The sequence below is a fragment of the Lacimonas salitolerans genome, assembly GCF_042677865.1.
Taxonomy (GTDB): domain Bacteria; phylum Pseudomonadota; class Alphaproteobacteria; order Rhodobacterales; family Rhodobacteraceae; genus Lutimaribacter; species Lutimaribacter salitolerans.
In genome coordinates, this window is sequence record NZ_JBHUDD010000005.1 from 59,436 (window position 1) to 76,038 (window position 16,603).

General features: G+C 64.8%; 14 protein-coding genes. 9 read left to right on the plus strand and 5 right to left on the minus strand.

Features of this window, described 5'->3' with window-relative positions; genetic code table 11:
* Positions 1 to 148: 148 nt before the first annotated feature.
* The 4 genes from ACFTOW_RS01135 to ACFTOW_RS01150 are packed head-to-tail and all read left to right on the plus strand — an operon-like array spanning position 149 to position 4,045.
* A complete protein-coding gene (locus ACFTOW_RS01135) occupies positions 149 to 1,258 on the plus strand; it encodes an ABC transporter ATP-binding protein (RefSeq protein WP_379912213.1) in 1,110 nt (369 codons plus the stop codon).
* Positions 1,258 to 2,178: an ABC transporter permease gene (locus ACFTOW_RS01140; RefSeq protein ID WP_379912215.1), complete on the plus strand. Its 921-nt coding sequence runs from the start codon at positions 1,258 to 1,260 to the stop codon at positions 2,176 to 2,178. The genes ACFTOW_RS01135 and ACFTOW_RS01140 overlap by 1 nt, the downstream gene beginning before the upstream one ends.
* Before the next feature lie 4 nt (positions 2,179 to 2,182).
* Positions 2,183 to 2,992 (plus strand): ABC transporter permease, encoded by an 810-nt coding sequence (locus tag ACFTOW_RS01145; protein WP_379912217.1) that lies wholly within the window; start codon positions 2,183 to 2,185, stop codon positions 2,990 to 2,992.
* 24 nt (positions 2,993 to 3,016) lie between these two features.
* Complete coding sequence (locus ACFTOW_RS01150) at positions 3,017 to 4,045, plus strand: extracellular solute-binding protein (RefSeq protein WP_379912219.1); 1,029 nt, start codon at positions 3,017 to 3,019, stop codon at positions 4,043 to 4,045.
* A 39-nt stretch (positions 4,046 to 4,084) separates the two neighbouring features.
* Here ACFTOW_RS01150 and ACFTOW_RS01155 read toward each other — a convergent pair whose 3' ends face one another.
* The 4 genes from ACFTOW_RS01155 to ACFTOW_RS01170 all read right to left on the minus strand — a co-directional run bounded on the left by ACFTOW_RS01155 (position 4,085) and on the right by ACFTOW_RS01170 (position 9,550).
* Entirely contained in the window at positions 4,085 to 5,407 is a 1,323-nt protein-coding gene (locus tag ACFTOW_RS01155) for an aspartate aminotransferase family protein (RefSeq protein ID WP_379912222.1), read from the minus strand.
* A gap of 6 nt (positions 5,408 to 5,413) precedes the next feature.
* Positions 5,414 to 5,842 (minus strand): universal stress protein, encoded by a 429-nt coding sequence (locus ACFTOW_RS01160; protein ID WP_379912224.1) that lies wholly within the window; start codon positions 5,840 to 5,842, stop codon positions 5,414 to 5,416.
* Positions 5,843 to 5,855: 13 nt separating this feature from the next.
* Complete coding sequence (locus ACFTOW_RS01165; RefSeq protein WP_379912226.1) at positions 5,856 to 8,492, minus strand: TRAP transporter permease; 2,637 nt, start codon at positions 8,490 to 8,492, stop codon at positions 5,856 to 5,858.
* A gap of 86 nt (positions 8,493 to 8,578) precedes the next feature.
* A complete protein-coding gene (locus ACFTOW_RS01170) occupies positions 8,579 to 9,550 on the minus strand; it encodes a TAXI family TRAP transporter solute-binding subunit (protein ID WP_379912228.1) in 972 nt (323 codons plus the stop codon).
* An 85-nt stretch (positions 9,551 to 9,635) separates the two neighbouring features.
* Here ACFTOW_RS01170 and ACFTOW_RS01175 point away from each other — a divergent pair, with 85 nt between their 5' ends.
* Positions 9,636 to 10,532 carry a MurR/RpiR family transcriptional regulator gene (locus tag ACFTOW_RS01175; RefSeq protein ID WP_379912230.1) on the plus strand — a complete coding sequence of 299 codons (897 nt, stop codon included), beginning with the start codon at positions 9,636 to 9,638 and terminating at the stop codon, positions 10,530 to 10,532.
* A gap of 32 nt (positions 10,533 to 10,564) precedes the next feature.
* Here the strand turns inward: ACFTOW_RS01175 and ACFTOW_RS01180 are convergent, their stop codons facing one another.
* On the minus strand, positions 10,565 to 12,607 hold the full coding sequence (locus tag ACFTOW_RS01180) for a TonB-dependent receptor domain-containing protein (protein ID WP_379912232.1): 2,043 nt from the start codon (positions 12,605 to 12,607) through the stop codon (positions 10,565 to 10,567).
* A gap of 200 nt (positions 12,608 to 12,807) precedes the next feature.
* Between ACFTOW_RS01180 and ACFTOW_RS01185 the strand changes: the two genes are divergently transcribed.
* The 4 genes from ACFTOW_RS01185 to ACFTOW_RS01200 are packed head-to-tail and all read left to right on the plus strand — an operon-like array spanning position 12,808 to position 16,603.
* Entirely contained in the window at positions 12,808 to 13,860 is a 1,053-nt protein-coding gene (locus ACFTOW_RS01185; RefSeq protein ID WP_379912234.1) for a hemin-degrading factor, read from the plus strand.
* A complete protein-coding gene (locus ACFTOW_RS01190) occupies positions 13,857 to 14,753 on the plus strand; it encodes a heme/hemin ABC transporter substrate-binding protein (protein WP_379912236.1) in 897 nt (298 codons plus the stop codon). The genes ACFTOW_RS01185 and ACFTOW_RS01190 overlap by 4 nt, the downstream gene beginning before the upstream one ends.
* A 3-nt stretch (positions 14,754 to 14,756) precedes the next feature.
* Positions 14,757 to 15,824: a FecCD family ABC transporter permease gene (locus ACFTOW_RS01195; protein WP_379912238.1), complete on the plus strand. Its 1,068-nt coding sequence runs from the start codon at positions 14,757 to 14,759 to the stop codon at positions 15,822 to 15,824.
* Entirely contained in the window at positions 15,821 to 16,603 is a 783-nt protein-coding gene (locus ACFTOW_RS01200; protein WP_379912240.1) for a heme ABC transporter ATP-binding protein, read from the plus strand. The genes ACFTOW_RS01195 and ACFTOW_RS01200 overlap by 4 nt, the downstream gene beginning before the upstream one ends.

Consider the following 16,603-nt stretch of genomic DNA (forward strand, 5'->3'; position numbering starts at 1 on the left):
CGCAGCGCGCCTGAAATTTGGGCAAGGCATCGTGAAAAACGCACCCCTGTCGCATCTTGCCTCTGGGGTCTGCCTTAGCCTGCGGCTAACAGCGGCTGAGGCACACAGTTCTTCGAAAAATCCGACCTGCTTTCTATGCTCGGACAACATGTTAACGGATGGGGACACTCCTTTGGCCAGCGAACCACCAGCCGCCATCGACGTGCGCGACGCGGTCAAACGCTATGGCGATTTCACCGCGTTGAAACGCATTTCGCTGACCATCGCGGATAACGAATTCTTCACGCTGCTGGGGCCATCGGGCTGCGGCAAGACCACGCTTTTGCGCATGATCGCCGGGTTCGAGGACGTGACCGAAGGCGCCATCCTGCTTTACGGCGATGCCATCGCGGCGCTGCCGCCGCACAAGCGCCCGATCAACACGGTGTTTCAGGATTACGCCCTGTTTCCGCACAAGACGGTGATCGACAACGTGGGCTTTGGCCTTGAAATGCTGGGTCGGTCGCGGGCGCAGGCTCGCACCCGCGCGGGCGAGGTTCTGGAGATGGTGCAACTGTCGCAATTCGCGCAGCGCAAGCCCGCGCAACTGTCGGGGGGGCAGCAGCAGCGCGTGGCGCTGGCCCGTGCGCTGGCCCCGCAGCCCAAGGTGCTGCTGCTGGATGAACCGCTGTCCGCGCTGGACCTGAAACTGCGCAAGACCATGCAGATCGAGTTGAAGCACCTGCAACGCGAAACCGGCATCACCTTCATCTTCGTGACCCACGATCAGGAAGAGGCGCTGACCATGTCCGACCGCATCGCGGTGATGTCCTCGGGCGAGTTGCAGCAGCTGGGCAGCGCGCGCGAGATCTATGAAAGCCCGCGCAACATGTTCGTTGCCGACTTCATTGGCGATACCAACCTGCTGTCCGTGACGGTGGACCGGGTCGAGGGCGACAAGGCCCTGTGCCGGATGACCGGCGGACACGCGATGACCTGCGACGCCGTGCCGGGGGTGGAACCGGGCGCGCAGGTGCATGCCTCGATCCGGCCCGAGCGGCTGTACCTGACCGCCGACACGTCCAGTGGCATGGCGGGGCAGGTGCGCGAGAACATCTTTGTCGGCACCGATATCAGCACCGTGGTCGATCTGCCCGGTGATCTGTCGCTGACCGTGCGCACGTCGAATTCCGCGCGCGGTGCGCAGGGGATATTCGAGCCGGGGGCACATGTGGCCGTGCATATGGAGGAAGGCGCCGGGCGTCTTCTGATCGACTGATGGCAGGCGGGGCGACATCCGGCGCGGGCAGCACCAGCGACACCTACGCGCCCGCGCGCGGCTGGCTGCTGCTGCCGGCATGGGCGACACTGACCATCCTCGTGCTGGCCCCGGTCAGCCTGATGCTGGTCTATTCCTTCCTGACCAAGGAGTTTCGCGGCGGCGTGATATGGGAATTCAGCCTTGCCGCCTATGACCAGTTCTTCTGCGATCGTGGCCTGTTCGGGGATGAACCCTGTGCCATCGAATGGACCTATATCCAGATCTTCTGGCGCTCGATCTGGCAGGCGGGGGCGGCGACGATCCTCAGCCTGATGATCGGCTTTCCCACCGCCTATTTCATCGCCACGCGCCCCGCCAACCAGCGCGCCATGTGGGTGTTTCTGGTGACCATCCCCTATTGGGTGAACCTGCTGATCCGCACCGTGTCGATGCGGTTCATCCTGCGCGACAACGGGCCGATGAACGAGTTTCTGCTGGGGATGGGCGTGATCTCGGAACCGCTGGCGATCATCAACACCAACTTGGCGGTGCAGTTGGGGCTGTTCTATTCCTACCTGCCGTTCATGGTGCTGCCGATCTATGCGGCGGTCGAGCGCTACAATTTCTCGCTGTCCGAGGCGGCGGCGGATCTGTATGCGCCGCGCTGGAAGATCCTGTGGCACGTGCTTTTGCCCGCTGTCAAACCGGGGATCATCGCGGGCTGCATCCTTGTGTTCGTGCCCTCATTGGGGTCGTTCCTGGCGCCCGACCTGCTGGGCGGGGCCAAGACATACATGATCGGGTCGCTGATCGAGGAGCAGTTCAAGGGCAATGCGGGCAACTGGCCATTCGGTGCGGCGGCGGCGATGATCCTTTTGTCGCTGGTGCTGGTGATCCTGCTGATCCTGGCACGGCAGCAATCACGGGCGGCGGGGTAGGGGCATGGCAACGCGACACTACAACCTGCGTATCTATCCGGGCTTTCGCGCGATCACCCTGCTGTGCCTGTTCGTGCTCTATGCGCCGCTGCTGGTGGTCACGATCTACAGCTTCAATTCCTCGCAATCCATCACCAACTGGGAAGGCTTCAGCCTGCGCTGGTATGTCGATGTCTTTACCGGCCCCGAAAGCGGCAAGTTCAAGCAGGCGGCGCAGAACTCGTTCGTGATCGCGCTGGTCGCGGCGACGGTGGCCACCACGATTGCCACCCTGTCGGCGACGGCTATCATCCGGGGCGGGCGGTTCAAACTGCGCGTGCCGTCGCTGGGTCTGATCTCCTTGCCGTTGATGGTGCCGGAAATCGTGACAGCGGTGGCCACGCTGATTTTCTTTAACGCCATCGGGTTCGAACGCGGGATCATGACCATCCTGCTGGCCCATATCGCGTTCTGCATCCCCTTTGCCTATCTGCCGATCTCGGCCCGGATGCAGGGGATCGGGGCCAGCTATGAACAGGCGGCGCAGGATCTGTACGCGACGCGCGCGCAGGCGTTCCGGCACATCCTGCTGCCGCTGATGGCGCCGGGCATCGCCTCGGGGTTCATCCTGGCCTTCATCGTCTCGCTGGACGATTTCATCATCACCAATTTCGTCAAGGGTGCGGGGGTTGAAACCCTGCCCACGGCGATCTTCGGCGCGGTGAAACAGGGCATCAAGCCCAACATCATGGCAATATCGTCCATGCTGCTGGCGCTGTCGGTGGTGATGGTCGCCCTGTCCTGGATCATCGGCCGCCGCGACACGACAAAGTAACCACAACAGAGAGGAAACAAGAGAATGAACAAACTGCTGACAACAACCGCGGCGACGCTGCTGCTGGCCACGGGCGCCATGGCCGAGGGCAAGCTGGTCGTCTATCACTGGTTCGAATACATCCCGCAGGAGTTGCTGGACAAGTTCAGCGAGGAATACGACGTCGAGGTTGTCATGGACACCTATGACAGCAACGAGGCGCTGCTGGCCTCGCTCAAGGCCGGGGCCATCGGCACCTACGACGTGGCCGTGCCGGGCGATTACATGGTCAAGATCATGGCGGGCGAGGGGCTGCTGGACACGATCGCCGAGGGCGAACTGGCCAACAAGGGCAATATTTCCCCCGACTGGGCCGATCCGTCCTTCGATCCGGGCCGCACCCATTCGATCCCGTATCAGTGGGGCTCGACCTCGTTCGCGGTCAATCGTGACGTGTTTGACGGGCCGATCGACAGCACCGACATCCTGTTCAACCCGCCCGCTGAGCTGTCAGGCAGGATCAACATGCTGGACAGCCAGGGCGAGGTTCTGGCCATGGCCGCGCTGCACATGGGCATCCCGCAATGCAGCACCGACCGCGATCAGCTCAAGGCGCTGAACGACATGCTGCTGGGGGCCAAACCGCATTGGGCCAGCTTCAACTCGGACACCGCCAAGGAGGTTCTGGTATCGGGGTCCGCTGCCGTGGGTCAGATCTATGACGGGTTCGCCGCCAAGGCGCGCGAGGAAGGGGCCAATACCGAATACGCCTTTCCCAAGCAGGGCTATATCGTCTGGATGGACAATGTCGTGCTGCTGAAGGACGCGCCAAACCGCGACAACGCGCTGAAATTCATGGATTTCCTGCTGGAGCCTGAAAACATCGCCGCCGTCACCAACTATGCGCGCTACAACGCCGGCGTGTCGGGCGTCGAAGAGTATCTGGATCCGACGCTGGCCACCCAGCCCGAGACGAACCCGCCCGCCGATGCCGGCACCCCGGTGTTCATCGAGGTCTGCGATCAGGCCACGCAAGAGGTCTATGACCAGATCTGGACCAATGTGAAAAAGTGATGCCTTGCCCCGTCCCGGTTGCTGCCGGGGCGGGATGTTTCAGGCCGCGAGGCCAGTGTCGATGGCGCGTGCCAGCTTGTCGGTCAGCTCATCTATCTGCGCCTCGGAAATGATGTAGGGCGGGGCCAGCAGGATGTGATCGCCGCGCTTGCCGTCAATCGTGCCGCCCGCAGGATAGCAGATCAGCCCATTGTCCATGGCGGCCTGTTTCACCCGCGCGTGAACATTGCGGCCGGGATCAAAGGTGTCCTTGGTCGCGCGGTCCGCCACAAGTTCGACACCCCGGAACAACCCGCGCCCGCGAATGTCCCCAACATGCGGGTGCTGACCCAGTCGCGCGGTCAGTGCATCCTGCAAGGCCGCTCCACGCGCGCGCACCTGTGGCAGCAGATCGCGGCCCAGGATGGCGGTCAGCACCGCGTGCCCCGCCGCCGCGGCCAGCGGATGGCCATGATAGGTGTGCCCGTGCTGGAAACTGCCCGACCCTTGGGCGATGGCGTCGTAAATCGCGCCTGAACACAGCATCGCGCCGATGGGCATATACCCAGCGCCCAACCCCTTGGCGATGGTCACGATGTCTGGAGCCACCCCATCCTGCTCGCAGGCAAACAAGGTGCCGGTGCGCCCCATGCCGCACATTACCTCATCCAGGATCAGCAGGATGCCGTAGTGGTCGCAGATCTCGCGGATGCGTTTGAAATAGCCTTTTACCGCAGGCACCGCGCCCGCCGTAGCCCCGACCACGGGTTCGGCGATGAAGGCCATGACGGTTTCGGGACCCAGCCTTTCGATCTCGGCCTGCAATTCGTTGGCGGCGCGTTGGCCATAGTCCTCGGCGCTCTCGCCCTCCTGTCGGAAGCGGTATTCGAAACAGGGGGCGATATGGCTGGTTTCCACCAGCAAAGGCGCATATTTCTCGCGCCGCCAGGCGTTGCCGCCCGCCGCCAGCGCGCCCAGCGTGTTGCCGTGATAGCTTTGCCGCCGCGCGATCACCCGGTGGCGGCCGGCCTGTCCGGTTTCAAGGAAATACTGCCGCGCCAGCTTGATCGCGGCCTCGACCGCCTCGGATCCGCCCGACAGCAGATAGACCTTTTCGATCCCCTCGGGCGCGTTCTGGATCAGCAGATCGGCCAGCGCCTCGGCCGGATCCGAGGTGAAGAACCCGGTATGGGCAAAGGCGATCTGCTCCAGCTGCGCCTGGATCGCCGCGCGTACATCGGCGTCCGAATGGCCAAGGCAGGAGACCGCAGCACCGCCCGAGCCGTCGAGGTAAACGCGCCCCTCGGCATCGGTGATGTAGCATCCCTCGCCGCGCACAGCCTTGGGCAGGGCCGCGCCGGAGCGGCCGAAAACATGGGTCATCCTGTCCTAATCTCCACGAACGACGAAAACGGATTGCTGCGCGTGACGCACCACGCGCGCGGCGTTGGGCCCCAGCAGGTAATCGGCAATCTCGGGTGTATGTGACGCCACGACGATGGCATCCACCGCCAACTTGTCGGCCGCCAGGATGATCTGGTCATAGATGCGGCCATGCATGACATGCGGGTGCACTTCCACCGATCCGGGCACATGCGCGTTGACCCAGGTTGACAGCTTTTCGCCAATCTCGTGCAGGGCCTTTTTCTCGAACCCCTTGTCAAAATAGCTGCCCACCACGGACATGCCGAAATCGGGCAGCACGGTCATGACGTGCAGGACGATGTCATCACCGCCAAGATACAAAGCGGTCGGCAGCGCCTTTTCCCAGCTTTTGGGCGCGGACAGGTCGATGGGCAGCAGGACGGTCTTGTACATCTGCGCGCTCCTTTCAGAAGGCCGGTTTGGTCTGGCGACGGCGTTGCAGCAGGATCACCAGCCCCAGCAGCAGCAGGGCAGGGATATAGAACACCTGCGCCGGCAATCTGTCACGCGGCACCTGAACCGTGGCCAGCGTGACCGGCGTGTCGGCGTAGAAATCAAAGCTCGACAGCTTTTCCGAGGCATCGGTGCCGAACATCGGCTCTTCCATCCGCACGGTGTCGCCTTCAGGCAGCAAGAGCAGGCCGGAATTCTGGATGCGCTCTTGCGGCGATGCGCCCTCGACATCCATCACCAGCGTCGTCTGGGTCATGGCGCCGGTGTTGAAATCCGGCCCCTCGATCAAAAGACGCAGACGCGCGCCTTCGTCCAGTTCGCCCAGCACCTGCTCGAACTGCGCCGGGTCCACCCGTTCGAACGGGTCCTGCACCATGTTAAGCCAGATGTTCGGCACGAACAGGGTAAAGGCCACCAGCAGCAGCGCGGCACTTTCGTAGATGCGCGACCGGGCCAGAAAATACCCTTGTGTGGCAGCCGCAAACAGCAGCATCGCGAAGGTGGCGATGACAAAGACGAATATCGCCTGCAGGATGCCCGCCGTGGTGCCCAGATCGACGCCATAGAGGATCAGCGTCGGGTTGTAGATGAACAAAAAGGGCAGGGCGACGGTGCGCAGGCTGTAGAAAAACGCGGTAAAGCCGGTCTTGATCGGGTCGCCCCCCGACACGGCGGCGGCTGCAAAGCTGGCCAGACCCACCGGCGGGGTCACATCGGCCATGATGCCGAAATAGAACACAAACAGATGCGCCGCGATCAGCGGCACGATCAGCCCCTCCTGCGCGCCCAGCGACACCACGACCGAGGCCATCAGCGATGAGACCACGATGTAATTGGCCGTGGTCGGCAGGCCCATGCCAAGGATCAGCGAAAACAGCCCCACCAGCACCAGCATGATGAACAGGATGCCACCCGACAGTTGCTCGACCAGACCGGCCAGCTCGGTGCCGATCGGGGTCTTGGTCACGGTGGCGACGATGATGCCCGCCGCCGCCGTGGCCACGCCAATGCCGATCATGTTGCGCGCACCCGCGATCAGCCCGTCGATCAGGTCGCTGAACCCGGCCTTGAACTCGGTCATCAACTGATCGGCCTGACCGCGCATCAGCGCCTTGAGCGGGCGTTGCGTGATGATGATCGCCAGCATCAGCGAGGTGGCATAAAAGGCCGATTTCGCCGGGCTTTGACGCTCGACCATCAGGAACCAGACCAGCACCACGATGGGCAGGATGTAATGCAGGCCGGTGGCATAGACCTCGGCCACAGTGGGCAGCTTGATTTCGGGATCATTGGGGTCGTCGACCTCAAGATCAGGGCGGCGGGCCGCCACCGAGATCAGGAACAGGTAAAGGCCCAGCAGCGCCGTCATCATGATCGGACCGGTCAGCCCCGGCACCGTGGCCCGCAGCGCGCCAACAAGGTAGATCAGCGCGGTAAAGACGGCCCCCGCGACGGCAAAACCGATAAAGAACTTCAGCAGCATCCCGCCAAAGGATTTCGCCTCGCCCAGGGCCGGCATGTCCTTTTTCAGCGCCTCGAGATGCACGATGTAGACCAGCGCGATATACGAGATCGCAGCCGGAACAAAGGCGTGCTTGATCACCTCGACATAGGAAATGCCGATGAATTCCACCATCAGGAAGGCAGCAGCGCCCATCACCGGCGGCATGATCTGGCCGTTCACGGAGGACGCCACCTCGACCGAGCCCGCCTGCTCGCTGGTGAATCCGACCCGCTTCATCAGCGGAATGGTAAAGGTGCCGGTGGTCACCACGTTGGCGATGGACGAGCCCGAGATCAGTCCGGTCATCGCACTGCCGACCACGGCGGCCTTGGCCGGCCCGCCGCGCAGATGGCCAAGCCCGGCAAAGGCCAGCTTGATGAAATAATTGCCGGCCCCCGCCTTGTCGAGCAGCGAGCCGAACAGCACGAACAGGAATACAAAGGCGGTGGACACGCCCAGCGGAATGCCGAACACGCCCGCGGTGTCCAGCCATTGCGCGTTGATCAGCGCGCGAAAGCTCAGCCCCTCATGCTCGATCAGTTCGGGGATCAGCCAGCCCTGGCCCATATAGGCATAAAGCAGGAACAGCGAGCCCACGATTGTCAGCGCCGGGCCAAGCGCGCGGCGGCTGGCCTCGAGCAGGATCAAAAGGCCGATGGCCCCGATCCAGACCTGCGTTTGCGTCGGCAGGCCCGAGCGCGCGGTCAGCGCCAGATGGTCAGAGAACCAGAAGATATAGAATGTGCAAAACCCGCCAACGGCCATCAGCGCCCAATCGGTGAGCGGCACATAGCTGCGTGGCGAGGATTTCAGCGCCGGATAGGCCAGAAAGGCCAGAACGATGGCGAAGGTCAGATGCAGGGGCCGGGTCTGCGACGAGTTCAGCGCCGGGACATACTCGGCGAACCACAGTTGCGGCTGTGCGATCCAGAGCTGGAACAGCGACCAGCTCAACGCCAGCCCGGCGATCAGCAGAAAGACCGCACGATTGGTCGGGGCGCGGGCACCGCTGTCTGCGCTGGCGACCAGATCCTGAAGCTCGTCGTCGCTGAATTGGCGCCCCTGGCGCTGCTGGTCGTCCGTCATGGCGTATCGCCCCTTTGCAACCTTCTGTCGAACGACCCGGGCGCGAAGGCCACGCCCGGGTGATTGTTATGCAAGGGCGATATGCCTTACTCGATCAGGCCGGCCTCGCGGAAATACCGCTCGGCACCGGCGTGCAGCGGGGCCGACAGGCCGTCGTTGGCCATTTCCTCGGCGTCAAGGTTGGCAAAGGCCGGGTGCAGGCTGCGGAACTGGTCAAGGTTTTCGAACACGGCCTTGACCACCTCGTAGACCACATCCTCGGACACGTCGGTCGAGCTGACGAATGTTGCGCCGACGCCAAAGGTCTGCGTGTCCTCGTCATTGCCGCGATACATGCCGCCGGGGATCGTGGCCACCCGGTAGAACGGGTTGTCCTCGACCAGCTTTTCGGTGGCGTCGTTGGCGACGTTCACCAGCACGCTGTCGCAGGCGGTCGTTGCCTCCTGGATCGAGCCCGAGGGGTGACCCACGGTATAGATCATCGCGTCGATGTTGTTGTCGCACAGGGCCTGCGACTGTTCGGCGGCCTGCAACTCGCTGGCGACGGCAAAGTCGCCCATGGTCCAGCCCATTTCGTTCATCAGAACTTCCATCGTGCCGCGCTGTCCCGAGCCGGGGTTGCCCACGTTGACGCGCTTGCCCTTCAGGTCCTCGAAGGACGAGATGCCCGCATCGGCGCGCGCGACCACGGTAAAGGGTTCGGGGTGCACCGAAAAGATCGCGCGCAGCCCTTCAAAGGCGCCCTGTTCCTCGAACCGCGAGGTGCCGTTGAAGGCATGGTACTGCCAGTCCGATTGCGCCACGCCGAATTCCAGTTCGCCGCCACGGATGGCGTTGATGTTGAAGACCGAGCCGCCGGTGGATTCCACGCCGCAGCGGATGCCGTGTTCGGAGCGGCCGCGGTTCACCAGCCGGCAGATCGCGCCTCCGGTCGGGTAGTACACACCCGTCACACCGCCGGTCCCGATGGAAATGAAGTTCTGATCCTGCGCCATGGCACCGGTGGCCCCGAATGCGGTGGCGGCGGCGACAAGCGCGCCGAGGATTGGTTTGGTCATGTTTTGCTCCCTTTTCACATGAACGGTGAAAGTCGATACCTACAGTTGAAACAAAACGTTGCATATCGTCAAGTCGGCAATACAAATGTATCACTGGTACCTGGGGGCCGCGTTGACCGAAACCATCACCACCATCGACGCGCTGCGCGCCCGGCTGCGCCGGATCGCGGCAGGATCGGCCCCGCGGGTTGCCGGGCTGGCGCAATGGCTGCTGGAGCACCCCGAAGAGATCGCCTTCAACTCGGTGCGCAATCTGGCCACGCGGTCGGGGGCCAATGCGAATACGGTGGTGCGGTTGGCGCAGGCGCTGGGGTTTTCCGGGTACGATCCCTGCCGCCGCGCCGTTCAGGATATGTTGCGGAATCGGGCCGACAGCTACAGCACGCGGGCAGGGGCGCTCTATGACACGCCACATGACAGCGTCCTGTCTGCAATCCGGCGGGCAGGGCACCGCAACCTGGATTCGGTGTTCACGCCCGCCGCGCAGCAGGGAATCGTAGCGGCGGCCGACATGATGCTGACAGCCCGGCAGGTGCATGTGATCGGTGTGCGCAGTTGCTTTCCGGTGGCCGATTATCTTGGCTACACCGCGCGCATGGCGTTCGAGAATTTTGGCGGGCGGGCCGGGGCACCGGGCGACATCCGCGACCGGATCGCGGCGACCGGACCGCAGGATGTGGTCGTGTCGATGACATTCGCGCATTACTCGGTTGAAACCATCGCCGCGCATGATCTGGCCCGCAGCCGGGGCGCGCAAACGGTGGCGATCACCGACGGCCCGGCCTCGCCCATCGCACGGGGGGCCGATATCCTGCTGTGTCCGGAGATGGACGGCCCGCAACCCCTGCCCAGCATGCTGGCGGCCTTTGCGCTGGCCGAGGCGCTGGTGGCGGCGATGGTTGCCCGGTCGGACACCGCGCAGGGCAATATCGCACGCTATGAACAGCGTCTGATCGAAAGCGGTGCTTACCTCATGGTGTGATCCCCCGGCAGCCTGCGCCACCGGGGGCATGCTCAGAACGTCTTGGACAGGGTCAGTTTGACCGTCCGGCCCGGTGCCTTGCGGGTCGAGGACGACAGGTGGCCGACATACTCTTCGTCCAGCAGGTTCTCGAGCCCGACGCGCAGTTCGGCCCCGCGCATCCAGCCCTGATCGGGGCGATAGGTGGCGCGCAGGTTGTGCACCGTCACATCCTCCAACGCCGCCCCGGCGGCATCGCGACGGTCGTCGCTATGGACCATTTCCCAGCTCAGATCCCACTTTTCGTCCCATTTCTTGCCGACGGTCAGTTGCAGCCGGTCGGCGGGCGTGTTGCGCCAGACCGTCCCCGGCGTGGCCGTCCCAGCCGGGTTGATCTCGGACCCGGTGCCGATATGGCCCGCCACGTCCACATAGACCCCGCTGGCCAGACCGTAGGAGGCTTCCAGCTCGAACCCCTTGGTCTCGACCCGCTCCAGATCCGCGGCGGTCGATCCGGCCACGGTGTAGCTGGTGATGTCCCACAGGTCGGTGACATAGGCGTTGCCGCGGATCGACAGGGTGTCGCCTTGCGAGAAGACATCGACCGAGGCATATTCCGCGCCAATCTCGAATGTGCGGGATTTTTCGGTCATGGCGATCCGACGCAGCGATGTGGCATCCGATCCCAGGTCGTCGATGATCGGCAGGCCTTCGGTATAGGCCGCCGAGCCAAAGACCGACAGGCCGTTGCCGAAATCATAGGCCAGCGCGACACCACCCATCAGCGCGTCCTTGTCGAATGTGCCAAGCCCCGTGCTGCTTTCGATCCGCGATTTCTCGTAGCGCAAGGCAGGGGTCAGCGTGACGTTGCCGATGCTCATCTCGTCGATCACGAACAGCGCCACGCGGTTGTCGCGCCCGCCTGGTGCGCTGGGTGCGTCCAGCCGGTCCCGGCGGCTGAGTTCGAGGCCCGCCAGCATGTCGTGCCCCACCACCCCGGTCGAGAACAGCGCACGGTTGGTCACGGTCAGCTTGGTCGTCTCGTACTGCTGATCGGCATTGGCCAGCGCGACGATGCCGCCAAACGACGGCGTGCCTTCCAGCGGCGACGACCCCGGCACATAAGCCGACTCGATGGATTGATCCGCATAGGACAGGTTGGCCCGCAGGTCGATCAGGTCGCTGGCGGGGTTGTAGCGGTAGTCGAGCGCCGTCTGCGCCGTGTCGGTCCGGCGGTCGACATTGCCGAAAAACCCGCCGTCGGTCACGAACTGGTCGTAAGGCACGTCCTTGTCATCGGCCACGGTCTGCGAATGGCTGAAGGTCAGGCTGTGATCGCCGTTCTCGCCAAAGGTGAACCGCGCCTTGGCCAGCCATGACGGCGTGTTGAAGGCGCTGTTGCCGATCTCCGTGCCGTCTCCTGCTGTCAGGTTGTCCTGATCGCGCAGGGTGTAGTTCAGCAGGAACTCGGCCCGGTCCGTGGGCTGATAGGCCAGCGTGGTCGAACTGGCGATGCTGTTGCCGTTGGTTCCGAATTCCAGCGTCTGCGACCCCGCAAAGCCCAACGCGCCATTGGTGAAATCGCTGGCGTCCTTGGTTTCCAGCGTGACCACACCGCCCACGACTCCCGAGCCATAGGCAAAGCTGCCGATGGTGCCGCGCAGAACCTCGACGTTCTTGTACAGCAGCGGATCGGTGAAAAGCTGCGTGCCGATGCGGTACAGTTCTTCCGAGCCGACGCTGGCCCCGTCGATCTGGATCGCGATCTTCTGATCGCTGCCAAAGGTCGTATTCGCGCCGAAGCCCCGGATGTTGATACCCGAGCCTTGCGGCGTGGTGCCGTTGACCAGCGTGACGCCGGGCACCGAATCGATCAGCTGCGCGACGGTGCTGGCCTGCCGGTCGGCGATTTCTTCGTCATCGACGACGGTGCGGGGCAGGGCGGTGCCAAAGGTCAGATCGCGCTTGCCCCCGGTCAGAACCAGGGTGCCCAGATACCTCGGCCCGTCATGGCGGGTTTGGTCCTGCGCCATCGCGGGCAGGGCCAACGACAGGCAGATCAGCGCGGTCGTCCCGCGCAGTGTGGTGATAAGCATTTCGCGCCTTCCTTGGTGTCATTTGGCCGGGGCTTGCGACAGGCTGGCGCGGCATTTCTTGGCTTGTGCGATTTTTTCTGATCGCGACGGGTTGCACCGCTAAACTAATCAGACTAAAACAGTCAAGTTAATTCACACAGCCACGCCCTCTTCCCTTGGGGACGCAGCCACCGGATCGCAATTCAGACCAAAGGTGGCCCATGTCCGACCCGACTTCCCTCAGCCCTGCGCAGATACGCGCGGCGGCAGGCGAGCATCCCAAACTGCGCGCCCGCGACCTTGCCGACAAGATCGGCGTGACCGAGGCACAGCTTGTCGCCGCCCGAGTCGGCGCGGGTGTCACGCGCATCGCCGCCCATCCCGACCGGCTTATCCCGGCCGCCGAGACACTGGGCGAGGTGATGGCCCTGACCCGCGTCGATGCCTGCGTGCATGAAAAGGTGGGCGCTTACGGCAATTACCATTCCGGCGATCACGCCGCGATGACCCTGACCGAAGATATCGATCTGCGCATCTTTCCGTCGCACTGGGTACATGCCTATGCGGTCGAGGTCGAGACCGAGCAGGGCCTGCGTCGCTCGTTGCAGGTTTTCGATGCAGCGGGCGACGCGGTGCATAAAATTCACCTGCGCGACGGCTCGGACGTCGATGCGTGGCGCGCGGCGGTTGCCGATCTGGCGCTTGAGAATCAGGCGCAGGTGCAGGACATCGAACCGCGCAAACCGGCCGAGGGCGCGAAATCACGCCCCGACAAGCTGGACGTGCTTCGCGCCGAATGGGCGAAGCTGACCGACACGCATCAGTTCCTGCGCCTGTGTTCCAAGCTCAGGATGAACCGCCTTGGCGCTTACCGGATCGCGGGCGCGCCCTTTGTGCGGCAGCTTGATCCGTCGGCGGCCGATGCCGCCCTGCAGGCGGTGCAGGAAGCGGGGATCGAGGTGATGATCTTTGTCGGCAATCGCGGCTGCATCCAGATCCACACCGGCCCCGTGCATACACTGACGCCGATGGGCCCGTGGCAGAACGTGATGGACCCCGGGTTCAACCTGCATCTGCGGCGCGACAAGGTGGCCGAGATCTGGGCGGTGGAGAAACCCACCCAGCGCGGCCCGGCCGTGTCGGTCGAGGCGTTCGATGCCGAGGGCGGGCTGATCTTTCAGATCTTCGGCGTCGGCAAGGAAGGCCGAGACCAGCGCCCCGAATGGGCCGGTATCGTGGCCGGTCTGGGCAGCGTGATGGAGGCGGCGGAATGAGAGTGCTGAACCTCAGGCGCAACGGGTTTGCCCTCTTCGGCTCACTGTGGCTGGCCGCGTTGCTGGCGGTGATGGGCTATGCGGTCAGCGCGCAGCAGGTGGGCGGCAAGGATGCCGACGTGCTGTCGCTGGGCGGATCGGTGACCGAAATCATCGTCGCGCTGGATCAGGGCCACCGCCTGCTGGCGCGCGATACGACCTCCAGCTATCCGCCCGAAGTGCAGGATCTGCCCGATGTGGGCTATGTCCGGGCCTTGTCCCCCGAGGGCGTGCTGTCGGTCGGCCCTGGTCTGATCCTGGCCGAAGAGGGCGCAGGCCCGCCCGAGGCGCTGGACGTGATCCGCAACGCCGATGTGGCCTTTGCCGAAGTGCCCGCCGGTTTCACCGCGCAGGCCATTGCCGACAAGATCGCCGTGATCGGTGATGCGCTGAACGTGCCAGACCGGGCCGCCACGCTGGCATCGAAGGTCATGGCCGACATGCAGGCCGCAAGCGACCGTGCCAGCGCCCGCGCGGATCAACCGATGCGCGTGATGTTCGTGCTGTCCACCCAGGGCGGGCGGATCATGGCCAGCGGCACGGGCACCGGGGCCGATGCGGTCATCCGTCTGGCCGGGGGCGTCAACGCGGTGACCGAATTCCAGGGCTACAAGCAGATCGGCGACGAGGCCGTGGGCACCGCCGCGCCCGATGTGATCCTGATGATGGACCACGAGGGCGATCACGCGGTGGCCGATGACGAGCTGTTCGCCATGCCCGCGATCCGCCTGACCCCCGCCGCCGAGGCGCGCTCGGTGCTGCGCATGGACGGGCTGCTGCTGCTGGGGTTCGGTCCGCGCACCGCGCAGGCGGTCGAGGACCTGAGCCGCGCGCTTTATGGCGACGGGGCCTAAGCGATGACCATCGCAACAGATATCGCACACGCGCCGCGTGACCGGGCGGCCCGCGCCCGGTCGCTGGGCTGGGGACTGGCGGGGTTTCTGACCCTGTGCGCGCTGCTCAGCCTGCAGATCGGCGCGACCGATGTGCGGCTGACCGCGCTGCTGGGCAAGCTGGTGTCGGGCGAGGCGCTGACCCTGGCCGAGCGTGTGGTGCTGTTCGACATCCGCCTGCCGCGTCTGGCGATGGGTGTTCTGGTCGGTGCGGCGCTGGCGGTGTCGGGGGCGGCGATGCAGGGGCTGTTCCGCAACCCGCTGGCCGATCCCGGCATCGTGGGTGTCGGCGCCGGTGCGGGGCTGGGTGCGATCCTGGCCATCGTTCTGGGCGCGCTGCTGCCTGCCTGGGTGTTCGACCTGACCGGCAATCAACTGGTGCCCTTCGCCGCATTCCTGGGCGGTTGGGGCTCGACCATCCTGCTGTATCGCGTGTCCACCCGTGGCGGGCGCACCTCGGTGGCGACCATGTTGCTGGCGGGCATCGCGCTGGGGGCCCTTGCAGGCGCGCTCTCGGGCATTCTGGTCTATATCGCCGATGACCAGCAGTTGCGCGACCTGACCTTCTGGGGGCTTGGATCGCTGGCCGGCGCAAGCTGGGCCAAGGTGATGGCCGCCGGTCCGCTGATCGCGCTGGCGATCGGGGCTGCGCTGATGCTGGGGCGTGGACTGAACGCGCTGGCCCTGGGCGAGGCGACGGCCACCCATATCGGCATCGACGTGCAGCGCACCAAGAACATCGCCATCCTGTCGGTTGCGGGCGCCACCGGGGCCGCCGTGGCCGTGTCGGGCGGTATCGGCTTCATCGGCATCGTGGTGCCGCATTTGCTGCGGCTGGCCTCAGGGCCGGATCACCGCACACTGCTGCTGAACGCAGCCCTGCTGGGGGCCAGCCTGCTGGTGCTGGCCGACGTGATCGCGCGCGTGGTGATCGCGCCTGCCGAACTGCCCATCGGCATCGTGACCGCCGTTCTGGGCGCGCCGGTGTTCCTGTGGATCCTGCTGCGCCGCCGGGGGCTGGTCGAGCTATGACACTGACAGCAATGAACATCGAGGTCAGCTATGGCCCGCACCGCGCCCTGCGCGGCGTCGATCTGACCGCGCAGGCGGGCGAGGTGACGGCGATCGTCGGCCCCAATGGGTCGGGCAAGTCCACCCTGCTGGGCGCGATCACCGGCACGTTGCCCTTCAGGGGAACGGTAACGCTGAACGGGAGCGACGTGGCCGGGCAAAAGCCGTGGCAGCTGGCCGCGCAGCGCGCCGTTCTTCCGCAATCGTCGCGCGTGGCCTTTCCCTTTACCGTGGCCGAGGTCGTGCGGCTGGGCCTTCAGGACGGCATCAGCGGGGCCGATACGCAGGTGCCGATGCAGGCGCTGGCCCGTGTCGGGCTGGCTTCTTATGCCGATCGCACCTTTGACGAGCTGTCGGGCGGCGAGGCGCAGCGCGTCATGCTGGCCCGCGTGCTGGCGCAGGTCTGGCAGCCGGTGGTCGATGGTCAGCCGCGCTGGCTGCTGCTGGACGAGCCGGTGTCGTCGCTGGACATCGCGCACCAGTTGCAGGTGATGCAGATCGCCCGCGATTTCGCCCGCGCCGGGGGCGGGGTGATCGCCGTGATGCACGACCTGAACCTGACCGCCCTTTATGCCAACCGCGTGGCCGTGCTGGCCGGTGGGCAGCGCATCGCCTTTGGCACCGTGGCCGAGGTGATGACCGATGCCACCCTGTCGCGCGCCTATGGCTGCGACCTGCGGGTTTCGGCCCCGCCGCCCACCGACATCCCCTTTATCCTGCCGCATGCGGCAACAGCCTGA

Bases quoted from the DNA above. Each gene is read 5' to 3' on its own strand.
- ACFTOW_RS01135 (WP_379912213.1), top strand. From the start codon at position 149: ATGTTAACGGATGGGGACACTCCTTTGGCCAGCGAACCACCAGCCGCC.
- ACFTOW_RS01140 (WP_379912215.1), top strand. From the start codon at position 1,258: ATGGCAGGCGGGGCGACATCCGGCGCGGGCAGCACCAGCGACACCTAC.
- ACFTOW_RS01145 (WP_379912217.1), top strand. From the start codon at position 2,183: ATGGCAACGCGACACTACAACCTGCGTATCTATCCGGGCTTTCGCGCG.
- ACFTOW_RS01150 (WP_379912219.1), top strand. From the start codon at position 3,017: ATGAACAAACTGCTGACAACAACCGCGGCGACGCTGCTGCTGGCCACG.
- ACFTOW_RS01155 (WP_379912222.1), bottom strand. From the start codon at position 5,407: ATGACCCATGTTTTCGGCCGCTCCGGCGCGGCCCTGCCCAAGGCTGTG.
- ACFTOW_RS01160 (WP_379912224.1), bottom strand. From the start codon at position 5,842: ATGTACAAGACCGTCCTGCTGCCCATCGACCTGTCCGCGCCCAAAAGC.
- ACFTOW_RS01165 (WP_379912226.1), bottom strand. From the start codon at position 8,492: ATGACGGACGACCAGCAGCGCCAGGGGCGCCAATTCAGCGACGACGAG.
- ACFTOW_RS01170 (WP_379912228.1), bottom strand. From the start codon at position 9,550: ATGACCAAACCAATCCTCGGCGCGCTTGTCGCCGCCGCCACCGCATTC.
- ACFTOW_RS01175 (WP_379912230.1), top strand. From the start codon at position 9,636: ATGTATCACTGGTACCTGGGGGCCGCGTTGACCGAAACCATCACCACC.
- ACFTOW_RS01180 (WP_379912232.1), bottom strand. From the start codon at position 12,607: ATGCTTATCACCACACTGCGCGGGACGACCGCGCTGATCTGCCTGTCG.
- ACFTOW_RS01185 (WP_379912234.1), top strand. From the start codon at position 12,808: ATGTCCGACCCGACTTCCCTCAGCCCTGCGCAGATACGCGCGGCGGCA.
- ACFTOW_RS01190 (WP_379912236.1), top strand. From the start codon at position 13,857: ATGAGAGTGCTGAACCTCAGGCGCAACGGGTTTGCCCTCTTCGGCTCA.
- ACFTOW_RS01195 (WP_379912238.1), top strand. From the start codon at position 14,757: ATGACCATCGCAACAGATATCGCACACGCGCCGCGTGACCGGGCGGCC.
- ACFTOW_RS01200 (WP_379912240.1), top strand. From the start codon at position 15,821: ATGACACTGACAGCAATGAACATCGAGGTCAGCTATGGCCCGCACCGC.